The organism is Enterobacter dykesii (assembly GCF_008364625.2).
GTDB classification, from domain to species: domain Bacteria; phylum Pseudomonadota; class Gammaproteobacteria; order Enterobacterales; family Enterobacteriaceae; genus Enterobacter; species Enterobacter dykesii.
In genome coordinates, this window is the sequence record NZ_CP126604.1 from 2,647,827 (window position 1) to 2,663,758 (window position 15,932).

Sequence of the window (15,932 nt, forward strand, 5' to 3'; positions counted from 1 at the left end):
CAGAGAGAATGATGGATATTAAACAGTTAAAATATTTAATCGCACTCGACGAGACCCGCCACTTTGGTAAAGCGGCCTCGCAGTGCAACGTCACCCAGCCGACCCTCTCCATGCGCATACGCAGCCTGGAAGAGGAGCTGGGGCTGGTGCTGATTGTGCGCGGGCAGCGCTTTGAAGGGTTTACGCCGGAGGGTGAACGCATCCTCGCGTGGGCCCGCGCCCTGCTGGCGGCGCATGACGGGTTACAGGCGGAAGCCGCGCTGTGTAAAGGCCAGGTGGTGGGCGAACTCCGTCTGGGGATGGTGCCGCTGGCGAGCGTGGATCCGATGATCTTTATTCGCCAGCTAACGCAAAAATACCCGGAGCTGACCTACAGCCTCTATTCCATGTCCTCCGCGCAGATTGCCGATGGCGTCAGCCGCAATCAGCTTGAGCTGGGAATTTGCTACCTCAACAGCATCGACACCAGCCTGTTTGACATTATCCAGCTGCCAAAAACGAAGATGGGCCTGCTGCACGACGTCCGCCATTTTCAGCTCGGCCAGGCAACGCTGACGTGGCACGACCTGACGGATTTTCCGCTGGGGTTCCTGACCAAAGGGATGCATTACCGGGCGCATATGGAGGCCAGCTTTAAGTCTGCAGGCATCGAACCGACGTCCGTTTTCGAGAGTGACTCGACGTTTCAGATCATCCAGGCGGTTCAGAGCGGCGTGTGCTGCGCCGTGATGCCGCTGAACAACGGGCTGGAAACACTCAACAGCAACTTCAGGATTGTCCCCATCGCCGACGCGAACATTGAGGCTCCCGTCGGCCTGATTATGCGCAGACAGAAGCCCGTCTCCTCGCTGGCGCTGCGCTGTTTTACCGACGCGCAGGCGATTTATCACGCCAACAATGAGGCGTAGGCCTGGCGCGTCACCACGCTAAAACCGTCAATCAGCACCGCGCCGCACACGGCCCGGTATTCCGGCGCATCCACCAGCTCGTGAAGCGCATCGCGAATGGCGTTAAGCGTTTCAGGCGAGGTGTTAGGCGAGGTAATCAGCGGCAGTCCCGGCGTCAGCGGGGTGCGGTCAATGACCGCCAGCCCCGCAAGCCGTTCCGGCTCATGGCGCTGCAGCAGTGCCCAGGTCACGCAGTCGATGGCCGCAATATCCCCCGCCCCGCGTTTCACATCAGTCAGCGACTGCCGATGGCTCCCGCTGAAGGACGTTTGCGCGAAAAAGGGACTGCCGCTCGCCAGGGGAGCCACTATTTTTCGCAGCGCATTGTAGCCGGACTGGGAATCCGGGGAATTACAGACCGCCCGGCGTCCGCGAAAATCCGCCAGCGTCAGGTGCCGATCCTCCTCGCGCACCGCCAGAAAGCTGCGGTACTGGATCCCTTCGCAGCCCGGCGCCGCGTAGTGAAAACAGCCGACCACCTGCACGTCCGGGAGCTGCGTGACCAGCGGATAACCGCAGGTCTGGCTGAGGATAAGCGCAGTCTGTTGCCAGTGGATCAGCAGATCGGATTCCGGCCAGCCGGGGTCACGATCGACGGACACACCGCGCGCGGCCAGCAGCCCCTTTACCGCCAGCCAGAGCGCGCGGGTATCGGCGCGATCCACGGCATACATGGGAAACGCCAGCAGGTTACTCATACCCTTCCCCCTGTTGTTTTGCAGGATGAACGGTGACGTCGACGGGTCTCACCCAGAACCGGCGCAGCCATTCACCATAGCCTCTGACGAGAAAACCGTGGTTTCGCTCACGGTACGCCTCCCGGTTTTGCTGGTAGATCGCCTTCAGCCCGTACCAGGGAACGCCCGGCAGATCGTGATGTACTGAATGGTAGTTGAGATTCAAAAACAGTACCCGCCAGAATAACCCGGCCTCGTTAATGACGGAGCGCGCCAGCGGATCGTCCGCCGCGCGATGTTCGAAAAACGATCGGACCTTGGTCAGCGCCAGCGCCGGATAGCTGACGGCCAGAACGAACCAGACGGGTGAAAAACCGACGTGCGCCATCCAGGAGAAGAGTGTCGCAAGCAGCGTGATGTGAACCAGCCACATCGTCATCGCCCGCAGATGAAGGTGACGAAACGCCGCCAGGGCGCTGCCCAGCGTCTGCAGGATATCCAGCAGCGGCGCCAGCAGAAGCCGCCCGGCGAAGGTATTTCGGGCCCGGATCAGGCGCTTCTGCCAGAGGGAAAAGCGCGCCCAGCTCGCCTCGGTAAAATAGTACGACTCCGGGTCATCCACCGGATGGGTCAGGCTATCGTACCGATGGTGGGCCAGATGGGAATCCCGGTAGAGGCCATAGGGATACCAGACCGCCAGCGGGAGCGTGCCGAACAGCTGGTTAAGCCAGGCGAAACGCGTGGGGTGCCCGTGGATCAGCTCATGCTGCAGCGACATGTACCAGGCGGTAAACCCGATGAGCAGCAGCGTGGCGGGCAGCAGGCCGAGCGTTTGCCAGAACGCCAGCGCGCCAAACCAGCCCGCATAAATCGTGAACATTACCAGCCAGGTAGGCAGTTCGCTTCGCCATATAAAACCCGATGCGAGATGGCGGATTTGTTCGCGTTGTTGCGGATGTAAATAGAGGGAGCTTCTTTGACTCATTCCTTCAGACGCCGTTTCGCCAGAGATAATTCTCTGACGATCGGGGATAACGCCTGAAATAACAAAGAACTTAAATCGCTTTGCTTTGCCAGAAACGTGGGGGTCATGCGTTTCTTGACTTATTCTGTAATAAATGTACTTTTCAGGACATGAAAAAGATTCTGATTATTGTTCCCGACGGCGGCATGCTGTTTGAAGCCGCCGGTATCGCCGATATTCTGATGCAGGCCAACCGGCTGCATCCGGAAGGGCTTGCGCAGCCGCGCTACCGGATTATCATCGCCACCACGCAGCCTCACCAGGTGATCCACGGCCAGTCCGGCATGAATTTGCTGGCGGACTATCGTCTGCCGGAGCTGGATCCGCGTGAACCGCTGGACACCATTATCATCACCGGACGCGGCATGAACGAGCAGGAGAGCACGGCGGTGGTGGACTGGCTACACCTCGCTGCGCCGCACGCCCGGCGGGTAGCCTCTATCTGCGGCGGCGCGATGCTGCTGGCCCAGACCGGCCTGCTGGACGGTCGCCGCGCGACCACCCACTGGCGGCTGCTGGAGACGATGCAAGCCCAGTATCCGTCAATCCAGGTCGAAGGCGGCCCGCTGTACATTCAGGATGGCCCCATCTGGACCTCCGGCGGCGTGAGCTCCGGGTTCGATCTGACCCTGGCGCTGGTGGAGGACGACTACGGATTTACCCTCGCCCGCGACGTGGCGCAGGATATGGTGATGTATCTGCGCCGTCCCGGCGGCCAGCTGCAGTTCAGCCGTTACAGCCTGCAGCCGCCCGGTGCATCGGGCCCGATAAGCGAACTGCAAGCCTGGATCCTGCAGAACCTCACCGCCGACCTGTGCGTGGAAAATCTGGCCGAGAAAGCGGCAATGAGCCCGCGTAATTTCACCCGCGTGTTTACCCGCGACGCGGGCGTCTCTCCGGCCCGCTATGTGACCGAAGCGCGTCTGGCCGCGGCCCGCCAGCTGCTTGAGCAGACCCATGACTCCCTTGAGCGCGTTGCCGAGCAGAGCGGGTTTGGCACCAGCATTAATTTGCGCCGCATCTTTGAGAAACAGCTTCACCTCACGCCCGGCGAGTACCGCCAGCGCTTTCACTGCCGCAAGATGGCGTAATCTGATCCTTTTTTGTCGTTTACGCCAACCGGCCCGACGCCTACAGTGACTCCAGACAACAGAGATAAGGAGTGCACCATGGTTAAGGTCGGTATTAACGGTTTCGGCCGTATCGGACGTAATTTCCTGCGCGCGGCGCTGGGCAACCCGGATCTGCAGATTGTGGCCATTAACGATCTGACGGACAGTAAAACCCTCGCCCATCTGCTGAAACATGATTCCCTTCTGGGCAAACTTCCCGCCCCGGTGGAAGCGGCAGACGGCGCGCTGCAGGTCGACGGGCAGCGAATCGCCGTATTTAGCGAACGCGATCCGGCGAATATCCCGTGGCGTGATGCCGGGGTAGACGTGGTGATTGAGGCCACCGGCTTCTTTACCGAGCGGGAAAAAGCGGCGGTGCATATTACCCACGGCGGCGCTAAGCGCGTCATCATTTCCGCTCCCGGGAAGAACGACGACCTGACGATTGTGATGGGGGTCAACCATGACCAGTACGATCCCGCCCGACACGCGGTGGTGAGCAACGGGAGTTGCACCACAAACGGTCTGGCGCCGGCCGCTCAGGTGCTGCATCAGCAGTTCGGGATTGAGCATGGCCTGATGAATACCACGCATGCCTACACCAACAGCCAGGCGCTGCATGACCAGCCGGAGAAAGATCTGCGCGGCGCACGCGCGGCGGCGCTGTCGATTGTGCCTTACTCAAGCGGCGCGGCAAAAGCGCTGGGGAAAGTGATCCCTTCCCTTGACGGCAAGCTGACCGGGTACTCCCTGCGCGTGCCGGTGCCGGTGGTGTCGATTGTGGATTTAACGGTAACGCTGAGCCGTAACGTAACCGCCGAAGAGGTGAATGACGCGTTCCGCAACGCGGCCGCCAGCGGGCCGCTGAAAGGCATTCTCGGATACAGCGATGAACCGCTGGTCTCCAGCGATTACCAGGGCGACCCACGCTCCTCAATTATCGACGGGCTTTCCACGCTGGTGATTGGCGGGAACATGGTGAAGATCCTGGCGTGGTATGACAACGAGTGGGGCTTCTCTAACCGCCTGGTGGATCTGGCGGTGTGGATGGATAAGAAAGGGCTGTAAGCCCGTAGCCGGGTGGCGTTCGCGCTCACCCGGCAATAATTCACTCTGCTTTCACTTTCACGCCCATAAACACAATCACCATCGCCGTTACCAGCAAAAGACCGCTGCCCGCGAATACCCCGCTGGCGCCGTTGAGATCAAATACCGCGCCGCCCCCGGCCGCACCGGCACTGATTGCCAGCTGAATTGAGGCCACCAGCAGCCCGCCTGCACTTTCGGCTTCATCCGGAACGGTGGTAGCAAGCCAGGTTGACCAGCCCACCGGAACCAGGCCAAATGCAAAGCCCCACAGCGCGACCAGGAACCCGTCCAGCATCGCCAGATGACCAAAGGCGACCATCATGAGCGCGAGAACGCCCATCGCGAACGGCACCAGCGCCAGCGTCAGGCGCAGATTACGTGCCAGCAGATGCCCTGCAACGGATGTGCCGACAAAGTTGGCGAGCCCAAAGCCCAGCAGGATCAGCGAAATGGTCTCCACGCTCGCCTGCCCCACCGTTTCCAGGAACGGGCGCAGGTAGGTAAAGAAGGCGAAATGGCCGCTGAAGATCAGGATGGTCGCCAGCATGCCGCCGATCATCCCCGGACGACGCAGCACGCGGAACAGCGTACTCAGGCTGCCGCTGCTCTCCGGCTTCATGGACGGCAGCACCCAGAGCTGCCACAGCAGCGCCAGCATGCTCGGCAGAATGCAGAGCACAAAGACGTTGCGCCAGCCGATCAGGCTGCCCAGATAGCTGCCCAGCGGCGCCGCGACCACCGTGGCAATTGATACGCTGGAGAAGATCACCGCCAGCGCCTTCGGCACTTTATCCGCCGGAACCAGACGCATCGTTGTGGCCGTCGACATCGCCCAGAATCCCCCGATGGCTACCCCCAGCAGCAGGCGCCCCATGAGCAGGACGTGCAGGTTGGGCGCAAAGGCCACCAGCAGGCTGGAGATAATTTGCAGCACCGAGAAAAACATCAGCACCCAGCGGCGGTCGATACTTTTGGTCGCCGGGGTGATCAGCAACCCGGTGAACAGCGCCACCAGCGCGGTGGCGGTGACGGCCTGTCCGGCCATTCCCTCGGTCACGCCCAGGCTCGCGGCCATGGGCGTTAACAAACTCGCCGGCAGAAATTCTGCCGTAATCAAACCAAACACCCCCAGCCCCAGTGAATAGACGGCCCGCCAGGCGGGTTTTGCAGGCGCTACCGCCTCGCTCGCCGCGACACATGAACTCATCTGTTGATCTCCCGTTATAAAAATGTGACTACTGTCGCAAAAGAATAGAAGGTTCACCCTGGACGATCTATGACATATAATCTCCACTTATTGATTATTCGTCCGGAGTTGCGCCATGACCGTCCAGTCACCCGATCTGATCAGCGAACTTTTACGCGGCATGCGCCTGTCAGGCGTGAAATACCGGCGGATTGAAGCCAGCGCGCCGTTTGGCGTCGCGTTTCATCAGGCGCCCGGCCGGGCGCAGTTTCATTTTGTGAGCCACGGTAGCGCTATGCTGCGCATGGAGAGCGGTGCAACGTTCGAACTGAGCGGTGGCGACGCCCTCTTTATTCCCGGCGGGAATTCTCATGCTTTGCTCTCTGACGAGCAGGCCACCATTACGCCCATCAACGCCTTCCCGAGCGAGCCTATCTGCAGCTCGGTGTGTGCTATCACCTGCGAGCCCTGCCCGGAAAGCGAGAACACCCTCATCTTTAGCGGGTGCATGGATTTTGAGCTGGGCGGGATGCAGCCGCTGATCAAGGCGATGCCGGAAGTGATGATGGTCAGCCGGCTAATGTCCACCTGGCCGGAAATTCATCCGCTGCTGGCGGCGATGGAGCGGGAATCCGCGGCGCGTCAGGCAGGGTATGCCGGGATCCTTGCGCGCCTTGCCGACGTGGTGGCGGCATTAATCGTGCGCGGCTGGGTTGAAGGCGGCTGCGGTAAAGCCACCGGCTGGGTGCAGGTTCTGCGCGACCCGCGCCTGAGCCGGGCCATTTACGCCATGCACCAGCAGCCCGGCCTGAACTGGAGCGTGGCGGATCTGGCAAAAGAAGCGGGCACGTCCCGCTCCGTGTTCGCCGAACGGTTTCTGGCCGCGACGGGAACCACTCCGGCAAAATATCTCAGCGAGCTGAGGATGCGGCTGGCGATTCAGTACATTCGGCATGAAAGTCAACCCATTGAAACCGTCGCGCTGCGGCTGGGATACGGCTCTCTGGCGGCCTTCAGCCGGGCATTCAAGCGCATCATCGGACATGCGCCAGGCACGCTGCGGGAAGCCAGCCAGACGCCGGAAGAGGTCTGACGGGCAAGCAATTATTAACGCGAAGCGGGCAATATTCGTCTAAGGTTTTCAGGTGATTGACAACAGCGGTCACGCTGTTTAGTGAAGACAGGAGACGAACTAATGATAAGACCTCGTACACTACGCCCCGCGTTTTTGCCCCTTGCGTTAGGCGGCGCGCTGCTCGGCGTAACGACATTCGGTTATGCCGACGATACCCCCGCAGCCCAGACAACCTCACCCGATATTTTGCTGGGCCCTCTGTTTAACGATGTGCAAAGCGCCAAACTGTTTCCCGATCAGAAAACCTTTGCTGATGCCGTCCCCAAAAGCGACCCGCTGATGATTCTGGCGGATTACCGGATGCAGCACACGCAGTCCAGCTTTGACTTACGCCACTTTGTCGAGATGAACTTTACGCTCCCTGCGGAAGGGGAAAAATATGTTCCGCCTGCTGGACAAAGTTTACGTGAGCACATTGACGATCTCTGGCCCGTACTGACGCGCACCACGGATAAAGCCAGCAACAAATGGGATTCCCTGCTGCCGTTACCCAAACCTTACGTTGTGCCCGGCGGACGTTTCCGCGAGGTCTACTACTGGGACAGCTATTTCACCATGCTGGGCCTGGCAGAGAGCGATCACTGGGACAAAATCAGCGACATGGTGGATAACTTTGCGTATGAGATTGATACCTTCGGCCACATTCCCAACGGCAACCGCAGCTATTACCTGAGCCGCTCCCAGCCACCGTTTTTCTCAATGATGGTTGAACTGCTGGCAACCCACGACAGCGATGCGCTGAAGAAGTACCGTCCGCAGATGGAGAAAGAGTATGCCTACTGGATGGACGGCGTCGACGCCCTTCAGCCAGGGCAGGCTAACAAACGCGTGGTGAAACTGGATGACGGCGCGATCCTCAACCGCTACTGGGACGACCGCGACACCCCGCGCCCGGAGTCCTGGCTTGACGATGTGAATACCGCGAAAAGTAACCCTAACCGGCCTGCGACCGAGATCTACCGCGATTTGCGTTCCGCCGCGGCCTCGGGCTGGGACTTTAGCTCCCGCTGGATGGACGATCCGCAAAAGCTCGGCACCATCCGGACCACCAGCATTGTCCCCGTGGACCTGAACGCCCTGATGTTCAAGATGGAAAAACTGCTGGCCCGGGCAAGCCAGGAGAGTGGCGACGCCGCCAGCGCAAGCAAATACGAGGCGCTGGCAACGGCCCGTCAGAAAGCCATCGAGAGCCACCTGTGGAATGATAAAGAGGGCTGGTACGCGGATTACGATCTGAAGAGCAAGAAGGTACGCAATCAGCTCACGGCGGCCGCCCTCTTCCCGCTTTACGTGAAGGCGGCGGCGCAGGATCGGGCCGATAAAGTCGCCGCGGCAACCTCGTCGCGCCTGCTGAAGCCGGGCGGTATTGCGACCACCACCGTCAATAGCGGCCAGCAGTGGGATGCGCCAAACGGCTGGGCCCCGCTGCAGTGGGTGGCGGCGGAAGGGTTGCAGAATTACGGACAGGAGAAGGTCTCGACGGATGTGACCTGGCGCTTCCTGAAGAACGTTCAGCACACTTATGACCGGGAAAAGAAACTGGTCGAGAAGTATGACGTGTCGACCACCGGTACGGGCGGCGGCGGCGGAGAGTATCCGCTGCAGGACGGCTTCGGCTGGAGCAACGGCGTGACGCTGAAGATGCTGGATCGCGTCTGTCCAAAAGCAAAACCGTGCGACAGCGTGCCGGAAAATCAGCCTGCGGCGAATGAGGAGGCTGCGCCGGTGAAAGCTGCGGCGCAGTAAGGGTATTGCCGGGTGGCGGCTACGCCTTACCCGGCCTACATTTTGAACTCACAGGGAGTGACTTAGAAACTATAGCTCGCCCCTAACTGATACGTCCTGTCACGCCCAATCCAGCAGTTGGTCGCATCGTAGCAGGTGAGCGTCTCTTTATTGGTGATGTTCTGCGCGCTGGCTTTAAGCGTTAGCCCTGCCAGCGAGGGCAGGATTTCGCCCATCCGGTACGAGGCCGCCAGGTCGTACTGCGTGGTGCCGCCCAGTTTACCCGCATCGTTTGCCGGAGAGATTTCCATCGGCCCGGTGTAGCGTGCGCCCGCTCCCAGCATCAGTCCTTTCAGCGGCGTGTTTTCAAAGGTGTAATCCCCCCAGAGGTTGAAGGCATTCTCCGGCACCTGCGTTGGACGTTTGCCTTTGTATTTGTCATCTTCCCGGTTGATCGCGTGGGTGTACGCATAGTTGGCAATCAGCGTCAGGTTGTCCGTCGGACGGCTGATGGCGGAGAGCTCTGCCCCTTTGGATTCCACTTCCCCGGTCTGACGATAGTTCAGGAAGCCCGGATCGGAGGTGACGACATTTTTCTGCCGGATGTTAAACACCGAGGCGGTAAAGGTGGTGGCGTAGTCGGCCAGCAGATATTTCACCCCGCCTTCCACCTGCCTGCTGGTGGTCGGTTTGACGTCTTTCGCCACGAGCGTGCCCTGCGGCGACACCGGCGCAAAACCTTCTGAATAGCTGATAAACGGCGAAATCCCGTTATCGAAGGCGTAAAGCGCGCCCAGGCGTTTGGTGACGCGATCCTGCGATACCCAGGCTTTATCACCGTTTTGCAGGTAGTTGGTGGTAACGGAGCGGTAATCGTCGTAGCGCAGGCTGCCCAGCAGGTTGAGGCCGCCAAATTCCACTTGGTCCTGCAGGTAATAGCCGTTTTGCTGGTAGCTGAGACGGTTTTTCTGGGCGGTATAAAGCCCCAGCGCGCTTTCCTGGATCTGCGAATAGTCTGGGTGACGCATATCGATGCCCGGCGTGGCCGACGCGTAACGATAGTGGAAATGGGAGTTCAGCTTCTGATAGTCGAATCCGGCCAGCAGATGGTGTTTCCACTCGCCCAGCGCAACGGTTTTAGTCACCTGGTTGTCGATGTTAAAGCTCTTAAGGTCTTCATCGGTGGTATAAGCAAAGCGGTTAAGCTGGTACACCTCGCTTCCCGTCCCTGTCGCGTAGACGCTGCGCTGGTGGGTATCGACGTCGAAATAGCGCGCTTTCTGATTAAAGCCCCAGCCGCTGTCAAACTCATGTTCAAAGCTGTAGCCCAGCATCCACTGACGCTGCTTAAATCCGCTCCATTCGTCTCCGGCATAATCGCGCTTGCCCGCATATTTCGAGTGCAGGTAGGCGAGCGGCAGCGGGTTAGACGGCGTCAGGCTCGGGGTGTTTTGCGCCAGCGCGTCCAGGGTGAGGCGGGTTTTGCTGTCGGGCTGCCAGGTGACGGACGGCGCAACCAGGTAGTTTTCATACCGGGTGGTGTGCGGCTGATCGTCGTTTTCCGTGGCTTTGCCCAGCAGACGGTAGTTCCAGTCGCTGTCGGCAATCTGCCCGGTTGAATCAAGATAGCCCTCTTTCAGATTACGGTTTCCGGTGTTAACGCCGATTTCGGTTCTGGCTTCCCGCTGCGGTTTTTTACTTTGAATATTCACCAGCCCGCCCGGCGAACCGCCGCCGTAAAGGACCGATGAAGGGCCTTTCAGGATATCAACGCTGTCAATCAGCAGCGGATCGATGCGCGCTTTGGTATTACCGGTGACGTTATAGGGCAGCTGCAGCCCGTTATAAAACTCCTGGTCGACGGTAAAGCCACGAATTTTATACTCGCTCATGTAGGAGGTATTCCCCCGCACCTCGGTTGAGACGCCCGGGGCATAGCGCAGAATTTCATTCACCGAATTCGCGTGACGCTTTTCAATTTCCGGCGCAGAGAGGGTCGTGATGACCTGCGGCGTTTTACTTTCGGCAACGGCCGATTTCGTGGCGCTGTTCGTCCAGGCCGGCAGCGCGCTGCCCTGCTCTGAGTCCGTGACGACGATGGTGGATTCTTCGGCGTACGCCGGGACCTGCAATGCCAGCGTGACGGCCCCTGCCAGAGCGCAAAGCGTAAAACGTGAGGTATTCATAATGTCGTCTTGTTGTTGGATGCAATACGGAACGACAATTATTATCATTTAGATTAACAAATCAATACTCCGGCAAAAAAAACGGCCCTCCGCAGAGAGCCGTTTACGTCAATTTATGCTCGTCGCAGTAACCTGAATATGCCCAGCACCACAATGGCACCCACGACAGCGACCAGAAAACTGTGCAGGTCGAAACCACTTATGTTGCCTCCAAAGCCAAACATCGTCGCCAGCCAGCCGCCCACAACCGCACCAACGACCCCGAGTACACAGGTCAAAATAAAGCCGCCGCCATCGTTTCCCGGCATGATCAGTTTAGCGATAGCGCCAGCAATAAGACCAAAGATAATCCAGGCGATGATACCCATAGCGATGCCCTCTTGCAGGTTTAACGCGTGCGCAGAAAACCTTCTGCACAGCTTACGTAAGTATAGGTCATCGCCGGAAAACCATTTTCATCTCACCGACTTATCTTTGGTTAAACAGGCAAAAAAACTCACCGGTTTGTATTAAGTTTCATTGCAGATTGCCGATAACGCTAAGACAGTCCGTCATCTATCAAGGAGCCATCCGGCGTGAGTCATTACAGTGAGCAGTTCCTCAAGCAAAATCCGCTGGCTGTATTAGGGGTATTACGCGACCTGCAAAAAGGTGAAGTGCCGCTGCGCATCAGCTGGTCGAATAATCAGTTCATCAGCAAGATCCTTGACGCCTCGCAGGATCGGCTGGTGATTGATTTAGGCAGTCAGGAGTATGAAAACCGCGCAGCGCTAAAAGCGGAGAATATCGCGGTGATGGCCGAAACGCAGGGCGCCAAAGTAGAGTTTGTCCTGTCGCGGCTGGAACTGAGCGAATATCAGGGACTGCCGGCTTTTGTTACCCCGCTTCCGACCAATCTCTGGTTTGTTCAGCGTCGTGAATATTTCCGCATCAGCGCCCCGCTCCACCCCGCCTATTTTTGTAAGGCCAAAATGCCGGACAAAAAAGAGATCCGCTTCCGCCTCTTCGATCTGTCGCTCGGCGGCATGGGCGCGCTGATGGATACGCCGAAACCTGACGGGCTGGTAGAGGGCATGCGGTTTACGCAAATTGAACTGGATATGGGGGGCTGGGGTCGCTTTTATTTCGATGCACAGCTAATTGCGATTAGCGACCGCACCGTCGTGGACAGCAAAAATGAAACCATCACCACCCCGCGTCTGAGCTTCCGTTTCCTCAACGTCGGGCCCGGCGCAGAGCGTGAGCTTCAGCGTATTATCTACTCCCTGGAGCGGGAGGCGCGGGAACGCGCAAATAAGGTCCTGTGAAGAAATCGGGCAGCGTGATCGCCGCCCGTCTGCGGCATTACATGGCATCCATCGCTTTCTGCACTTTCCAGATATAACGAGGCGCCTGTGGTGCCGGGTGATTTTTCGCCACATGTTCAAAGAATTCGTCTTTGTCCATGTCGTTAATCTCTTCTATCGCCTCTTTGCGGTCAGAGGAGAAGGTTCTGAGCAACGCGCCGGCACCGTTAACGTAAGACACCACCAGCGCGTACTGCATCACCTCTGGATCCTTAATCCCCTTCAGCACGCCATGCTCCATAATGCTCAGATAGGCCGTGCCCATTGAAATGTTGCGTTCCGGGTTTTTCAGCTCGCTGGTCGACGGCTGGCCGCTCCAGCCCATGTAGCGGTAAACCTCTCTCCCCGCCGTTGACGCTTTAAGCTGCATCAGCCCCACCGCGTTGGATTTGCTGACAAGCGTCGGATTACCGCCGGACTCCACCGCAATGATCGCCGTGATGAGACGCGGACTGACGCCCCAGGCCTTCCCGGCTTGCTCACTGATCGGCATCCACTGCATGGCCCGTTTCACCGGCACTTCCGGATTCCAGGGCGGATTTTGATAATCATGTTTGGTACTACAGCCAGCGAGCAACACAATCAAAAAAGCAAACCATCTCAATTTCACGTCATCTATCCTTATAGCCGGTCATCGCGGTGCGCCGCCTCTTGAAGCAGGCAGCGTATAAGCGGCATGATATAGACAATTAGTTTCTCATTCAGCAAGGAATTGCCATGTCTCAGTTTCATCTCATCGCGCCGTCGGGCTACTGCATTAACCAGGACGCGGCGCAGCGGGGCGTTCAGCGTTTGCTGGAATCTGGCCATCAGGTAGAAAATCAGACGATTATCCCCCGCCGCCAGCAGCGTTTTGCCGGCACCGAAGCGCAGAGGCTGAATGATATCAATAGTCTGGTGAGCCTGACCGGCGAAAACCGGATTGTGCTTGCGGTGCGCGGTGGATATGGTGCGAGCCGGTTGCTGGAGAGCATTGACTGGCAGGGGCTGGCGCTGCGCCAGCAGCAGGATCCGCTGCTGATTTGCGGCCACAGCGATTTCACCGTCATCCAGCTTGGGCTGCTGGCCCTGCATAACGTCATCACCTTCAGCGGCCCGATGCTGGCGGGTAACTTCGGCGCCCCGGAGCTGGATGCGTTTACCGTGGAACATTTCTGGCGCGCGCTGCGCAATTCCACCTACAGCGTGGAGTGGCAAGGCAACGGACCGCACTGGGAATGTGAAGGCCAGCTCTGGGGCGGCAACCTGGCGATGCTGGTCTCGCTCATCGGCACGCCGTGGATGCCGCACATCGAGGACGGCATTCTGGTGCTGGAAGATATCAACGAACATCCGTTCCGCGTCGAGCGCATGCTATTGCAGCTTTATCATGCCGGTATTCTTGAACGCCAGTCCGCGATTGTGCTTGGCAGCTTCAGCGGCTCTGCCCCGAATGACTATGACGCAGGTTACTCCCTTGAGACCATGATCGACTTCGTTCGTTCGCGGCTGGATATTCCGGTCATAACCGGTCTGGATTTTGGCCATGAGCAGCAAACCGTGACCCTGGCGCTGGGGGCGCACGCCACACTGTTCCATAATGATTCCGGCAGCCGGCTGACCATCAGCGGTCATCCTGTCATAAAGGCATAAAAAAGCCGTTATACCCCCTTAATAAAACGCTGTTGCCGTTGTTAATATGTTAGGGTTTTAGTAACAGCGTTAACATTGAGGTGGGAGTAAGAGAACATTGGATGCCGCAGCGATAATCAGCCTTTTCATTTTGGGTTCCGTCCTTGTAACCAGCAGTATTTTATTAAGTTCATTTTCATCGCGTCTCGGCATACCTATTCTTGTCATTTTCCTCGCCATCGGCATGCTGGCCGGCATTGATGGCATTGGCGGTATCCCATTCGATAACTACCCCTTCGCCTACATGGTGAGTAACCTTGCGCTGGCGGTGATCTTATTGGACGGCGGGATGCGCACCCAGGCGAGCTCCTTCCGCGTGGCCTTAGGGCCAGCGCTGTCGCTCGCTACGGTCGGCGTATTGATTACCTCTGGCCTCACCGGAATGATGGCCGCGTGGCTTTTCCATCTCAATATCATGGAAGGTTTGCTGATTGGCGCGATCGTGGGCTCAACCGATGCGGCAGCGGTGTTTTCCCTGCTCGGCGGAAAAGGGCTTAACGAACGTGTCGGCTCCACGCTTGAGATTGAGTCCGGCAGTAACGATCCGATGGCGGTATTTCTCACCATTACGCTTATCGAGATGATTCAGCAGCATGAAAGCGGGCTGAGCTGGATGTTTGCTTTACATATCCTGCAGCAGTTCGGCCTGGGGATTGTCATCGGACTGGCGGGGGGCTATCTGCTACAGCAGACGATCAACCGTATCTCGCTGCCCGCGGGGCTTTACCCCCTGCTGGCGCTGAGCGGCGGCATTCTCATTTTTGCCGTCACCACCGCAGTGGACGGCAGCGGTATTCTTGCGGTCTATCTCTGCGGGTTCCTGATGGGCAACCGCCCTATTCGCAACCGCCATGCCATTTTGCAGAACTTCGACGGCCTGGCGTGGCTGGCACAAATCGGCATGTTTCTGGTGCTGGGCCTGCTGGTCACGCCATCGGACCTGCTGCCGATCGCCGTTCCGGCGCTGCTGCTGTCCGCGTGGATGATCTTCTTCGCCCGTCCGCTGTCTGTATTTGCAGGCCTGCTGCCGTTTCGCGGCTTCAACCTGCGCGAGCGGGTTTTTATTAGCTGGGTGGGCCTGCGCGGCGCGGTGCCGATTATCCTTGCTGTGTTCCCGATGATGGCCGGTCTGGATAACGCGCGGCTGTTCTTTAACGTGGCGTTCTTCGTGGTGCTGATTTCCCTGCTGTTCCAGGGAACCTCGCTCGGATGGGCGGCGAAAAAAGCCAAAGTGGTGGTCCCGCCCGTGGGCTGGCCGGTCTCCCGCGTGGGGCTCGATATTCACCCGGAGAACCCGTGGGAACAGTTTGTCTATCAGCTGAGCGCGGATAAATGGTGCGTGGGAGCCTCGCTGCGCGATTTGCACATGCCGACCGAAACGCGCATTGCCGCCCTGTTCCGCGATAATGTCCTGCTGCACCCTACCGGCAGCACCCGCCTGCGCGAAGGGGATATTCTCTGCGTGATTGGTCGCGAGCGCGACCTGCCCGCACTGGGCAAGCTGTTCAGCCAGTCGCCTCCGGTAGCGCTGGACCAGCGCTTCTTCGGCGATTTTATTCTGGAAGCCAGCGCCAAATTTGCGGATGTGGCGCTGATTTACGGTCTGGATGAAGGTGCTGAAGACGGTGATAACCCGCAAACGCTGGGTGAAATCATCCAGCAGCGGCTTGGCGCTGCGCCGGTCGTGGGCGATCAGGTGGAGTTTGCCGGGATGATCTGGACCGTTGCCGAAAAAGAAGATAACGCGGTGCGGAAAGTCGGTTTGAGGCCGATGGATGAGGAAGTGGAGTAGTTTTTTTGCCGGGTGGCGCTAACGCTTACCCGGCGAAGATAG

At 58.6% G+C, this 15,932-nt stretch carries 13 protein-coding genes and 2 pseudogenes; 8 read left to right on the forward strand and 7 right to left on the reverse strand.

The annotated features are described in order from the left end of the window. The first annotated feature begins 11 nt into the window (after positions 1-11). Positions 12-908, forward strand: coding sequence for a LysR family transcriptional regulator (locus tag F0320_RS12725; RefSeq protein ID WP_126330297.1), 897 nt, complete (start codon positions 12-14; stop codon positions 906-908). Here F0320_RS12725 and F0320_RS12730 read toward each other — a convergent pair. Then, complete coding sequence (locus F0320_RS12730) at positions 887-1,645, reverse strand: phosphate/phosphite/phosphonate ABC transporter substrate-binding protein (protein ID WP_126330077.1); 759 nt, start codon at positions 1,643-1,645, stop codon at positions 887-889. The genes F0320_RS12725 and F0320_RS12730 overlap by 22 nt on opposite strands. Next, complete coding sequence (locus F0320_RS12735) at positions 1,638-2,609, reverse strand: fatty acid desaturase (protein ID WP_126330079.1); 972 nt, start codon at positions 2,607-2,609, stop codon at positions 1,638-1,640. Before F0320_RS12735 ends, F0320_RS12730 begins: the two co-directional genes overlap by 8 nt. A gap of 149 nt (positions 2,610-2,758) precedes the next feature. Between F0320_RS12735 and F0320_RS12740 the strand changes: the two genes are divergently transcribed. Both F0320_RS12740 and gap read left to right on the forward strand, forming a co-directional pair. Then, positions 2,759-3,739: a GlxA family transcriptional regulator gene (locus F0320_RS12740; protein ID WP_126330081.1), complete on the forward strand. Its 981-nt coding sequence runs from the start codon at positions 2,759-2,761 to the stop codon at positions 3,737-3,739. Between the two features lie 78 nt (positions 3,740-3,817). Then, complete coding sequence (gene gap, locus F0320_RS12745) at positions 3,818-4,828, forward strand: type I glyceraldehyde-3-phosphate dehydrogenase (protein WP_126330083.1); 1,011 nt, start codon at positions 3,818-3,820, stop codon at positions 4,826-4,828. A gap of 40 nt (positions 4,829-4,868) precedes the next feature. On the opposite strand, the gene F0320_RS12750 is transcribed toward gap, so the two are convergent. Continuing rightward, positions 4,869-6,056, reverse strand: coding sequence for an MFS transporter (locus tag F0320_RS12750; RefSeq protein ID WP_126330085.1), 1,188 nt, complete (start codon positions 6,054-6,056; stop codon positions 4,869-4,871). A 115-nt stretch (positions 6,057-6,171) separates the two neighbouring features. Between F0320_RS12750 and F0320_RS12755 the strand changes: the two genes are divergently transcribed. Both F0320_RS12755 and F0320_RS12760 read left to right on the forward strand, forming a co-directional pair. Further along, positions 6,172-7,128, forward strand: a complete 957-nt coding sequence (locus F0320_RS12755; RefSeq protein WP_126330087.1) for an AraC family transcriptional regulator — start codon at positions 6,172-6,174, stop codon at positions 7,126-7,128. Positions 7,129-7,230: 102 nt separating this feature from the next. Then, on the forward strand, positions 7,231-8,916 hold the full coding sequence (locus tag F0320_RS12760; RefSeq protein WP_126330089.1) for an alpha,alpha-trehalase: 1,686 nt from the start codon (positions 7,231-7,233) through the stop codon (positions 8,914-8,916). A gap of 62 nt (positions 8,917-8,978) precedes the next feature. Here the strand turns inward: F0320_RS12760 and F0320_RS12765 are convergent, their stop codons facing one another. Further along, entirely contained in the window at positions 8,979-11,081 is a 2,103-nt protein-coding gene (locus F0320_RS12765) for a TonB-dependent siderophore receptor (RefSeq protein WP_126330091.1), read from the reverse strand. 113 nt (positions 11,082-11,194) lie between these two features. Further along, on the reverse strand, positions 11,195-11,449 hold the full coding sequence (locus F0320_RS12770) for a GlsB/YeaQ/YmgE family stress response membrane protein (RefSeq protein ID WP_008502662.1): 255 nt from the start codon (positions 11,447-11,449) through the stop codon (positions 11,195-11,197). Positions 11,450-11,656: 207 nt separating this feature from the next. Between F0320_RS12770 and ycgR the strand changes: the two genes are divergently transcribed. After that, a complete protein-coding gene (ycgR, locus tag F0320_RS12775) occupies positions 11,657-12,388 on the forward strand; it encodes a flagellar brake protein YcgR (protein ID WP_023312174.1) in 732 nt (243 codons plus the stop codon). A gap of 37 nt (positions 12,389-12,425) precedes the next feature. On the opposite strand, the gene emtA is transcribed toward ycgR, so the two are convergent. Continuing rightward, positions 12,426-13,037, reverse strand: coding sequence for a membrane-bound lytic murein transglycosylase EmtA (gene emtA, locus F0320_RS12780; protein ID WP_047652285.1), 612 nt, complete (start codon positions 13,035-13,037; stop codon positions 12,426-12,428). Between the two features lie 107 nt (positions 13,038-13,144). Between emtA and ldcA the strand changes: the two genes are divergently transcribed. Both ldcA and F0320_RS12790 read left to right on the forward strand, forming a co-directional pair. Continuing rightward, positions 13,145-14,059 (forward strand): muramoyltetrapeptide carboxypeptidase, encoded by a 915-nt coding sequence (ldcA, locus tag F0320_RS12785; protein ID WP_126330093.1) that lies wholly within the window; start codon positions 13,145-13,147, stop codon positions 14,057-14,059. Between the two features lie 130 nt (positions 14,060-14,189). Then, positions 14,190-15,821: pseudogene (locus tag F0320_RS12790) on the forward strand (potassium/proton antiporter); the annotation flags it as partial. Between the two features lie 3 nt (positions 15,822-15,824). Here F0320_RS12790 and F0320_RS21805 read toward each other — a convergent pair. Further along, positions 15,825-15,875, reverse strand: a pseudogene (locus F0320_RS21805) (hypothetical protein); the annotation flags it as partial. Positions 15,876-15,932 lie beyond the last annotated feature (57 nt).

Coding starts and splice junctions, on each gene's coding strand:
- F0320_RS12725 (WP_126330297.1), top strand. CDS start 12: ATGGATATTAAACAGTTAAAATATTTAATCGCACTCGACGAGACCCGC.
- F0320_RS12730 (WP_126330077.1), bottom strand. CDS start 1,645: ATGAGTAACCTGCTGGCGTTTCCCATGTATGCCGTGGATCGCGCCGAT.
- F0320_RS12735 (WP_126330079.1), bottom strand. CDS start 2,609: ATGAGTCAAAGAAGCTCCCTCTATTTACATCCGCAACAACGCGAACAA.
- F0320_RS12740 (WP_126330081.1), top strand. CDS start 2,759: ATGAAAAAGATTCTGATTATTGTTCCCGACGGCGGCATGCTGTTTGAA.
- gap (WP_126330083.1), top strand. CDS start 3,818: ATGGTTAAGGTCGGTATTAACGGTTTCGGCCGTATCGGACGTAATTTC.
- F0320_RS12750 (WP_126330085.1), bottom strand. CDS start 6,056: ATGAGTTCATGTGTCGCGGCGAGCGAGGCGGTAGCGCCTGCAAAACCC.
- F0320_RS12755 (WP_126330087.1), top strand. CDS start 6,172: ATGACCGTCCAGTCACCCGATCTGATCAGCGAACTTTTACGCGGCATG.
- F0320_RS12760 (WP_126330089.1), top strand. CDS start 7,231: ATGATAAGACCTCGTACACTACGCCCCGCGTTTTTGCCCCTTGCGTTA.
- F0320_RS12765 (WP_126330091.1), bottom strand. CDS start 11,081: ATGAATACCTCACGTTTTACGCTTTGCGCTCTGGCAGGGGCCGTCACG.
- F0320_RS12770 (WP_008502662.1), bottom strand. CDS start 11,449: ATGGGTATCATCGCCTGGATTATCTTTGGTCTTATTGCTGGCGCTATC.
- ldcA (WP_126330093.1), top strand. CDS start 13,145: ATGTCTCAGTTTCATCTCATCGCGCCGTCGGGCTACTGCATTAACCAG.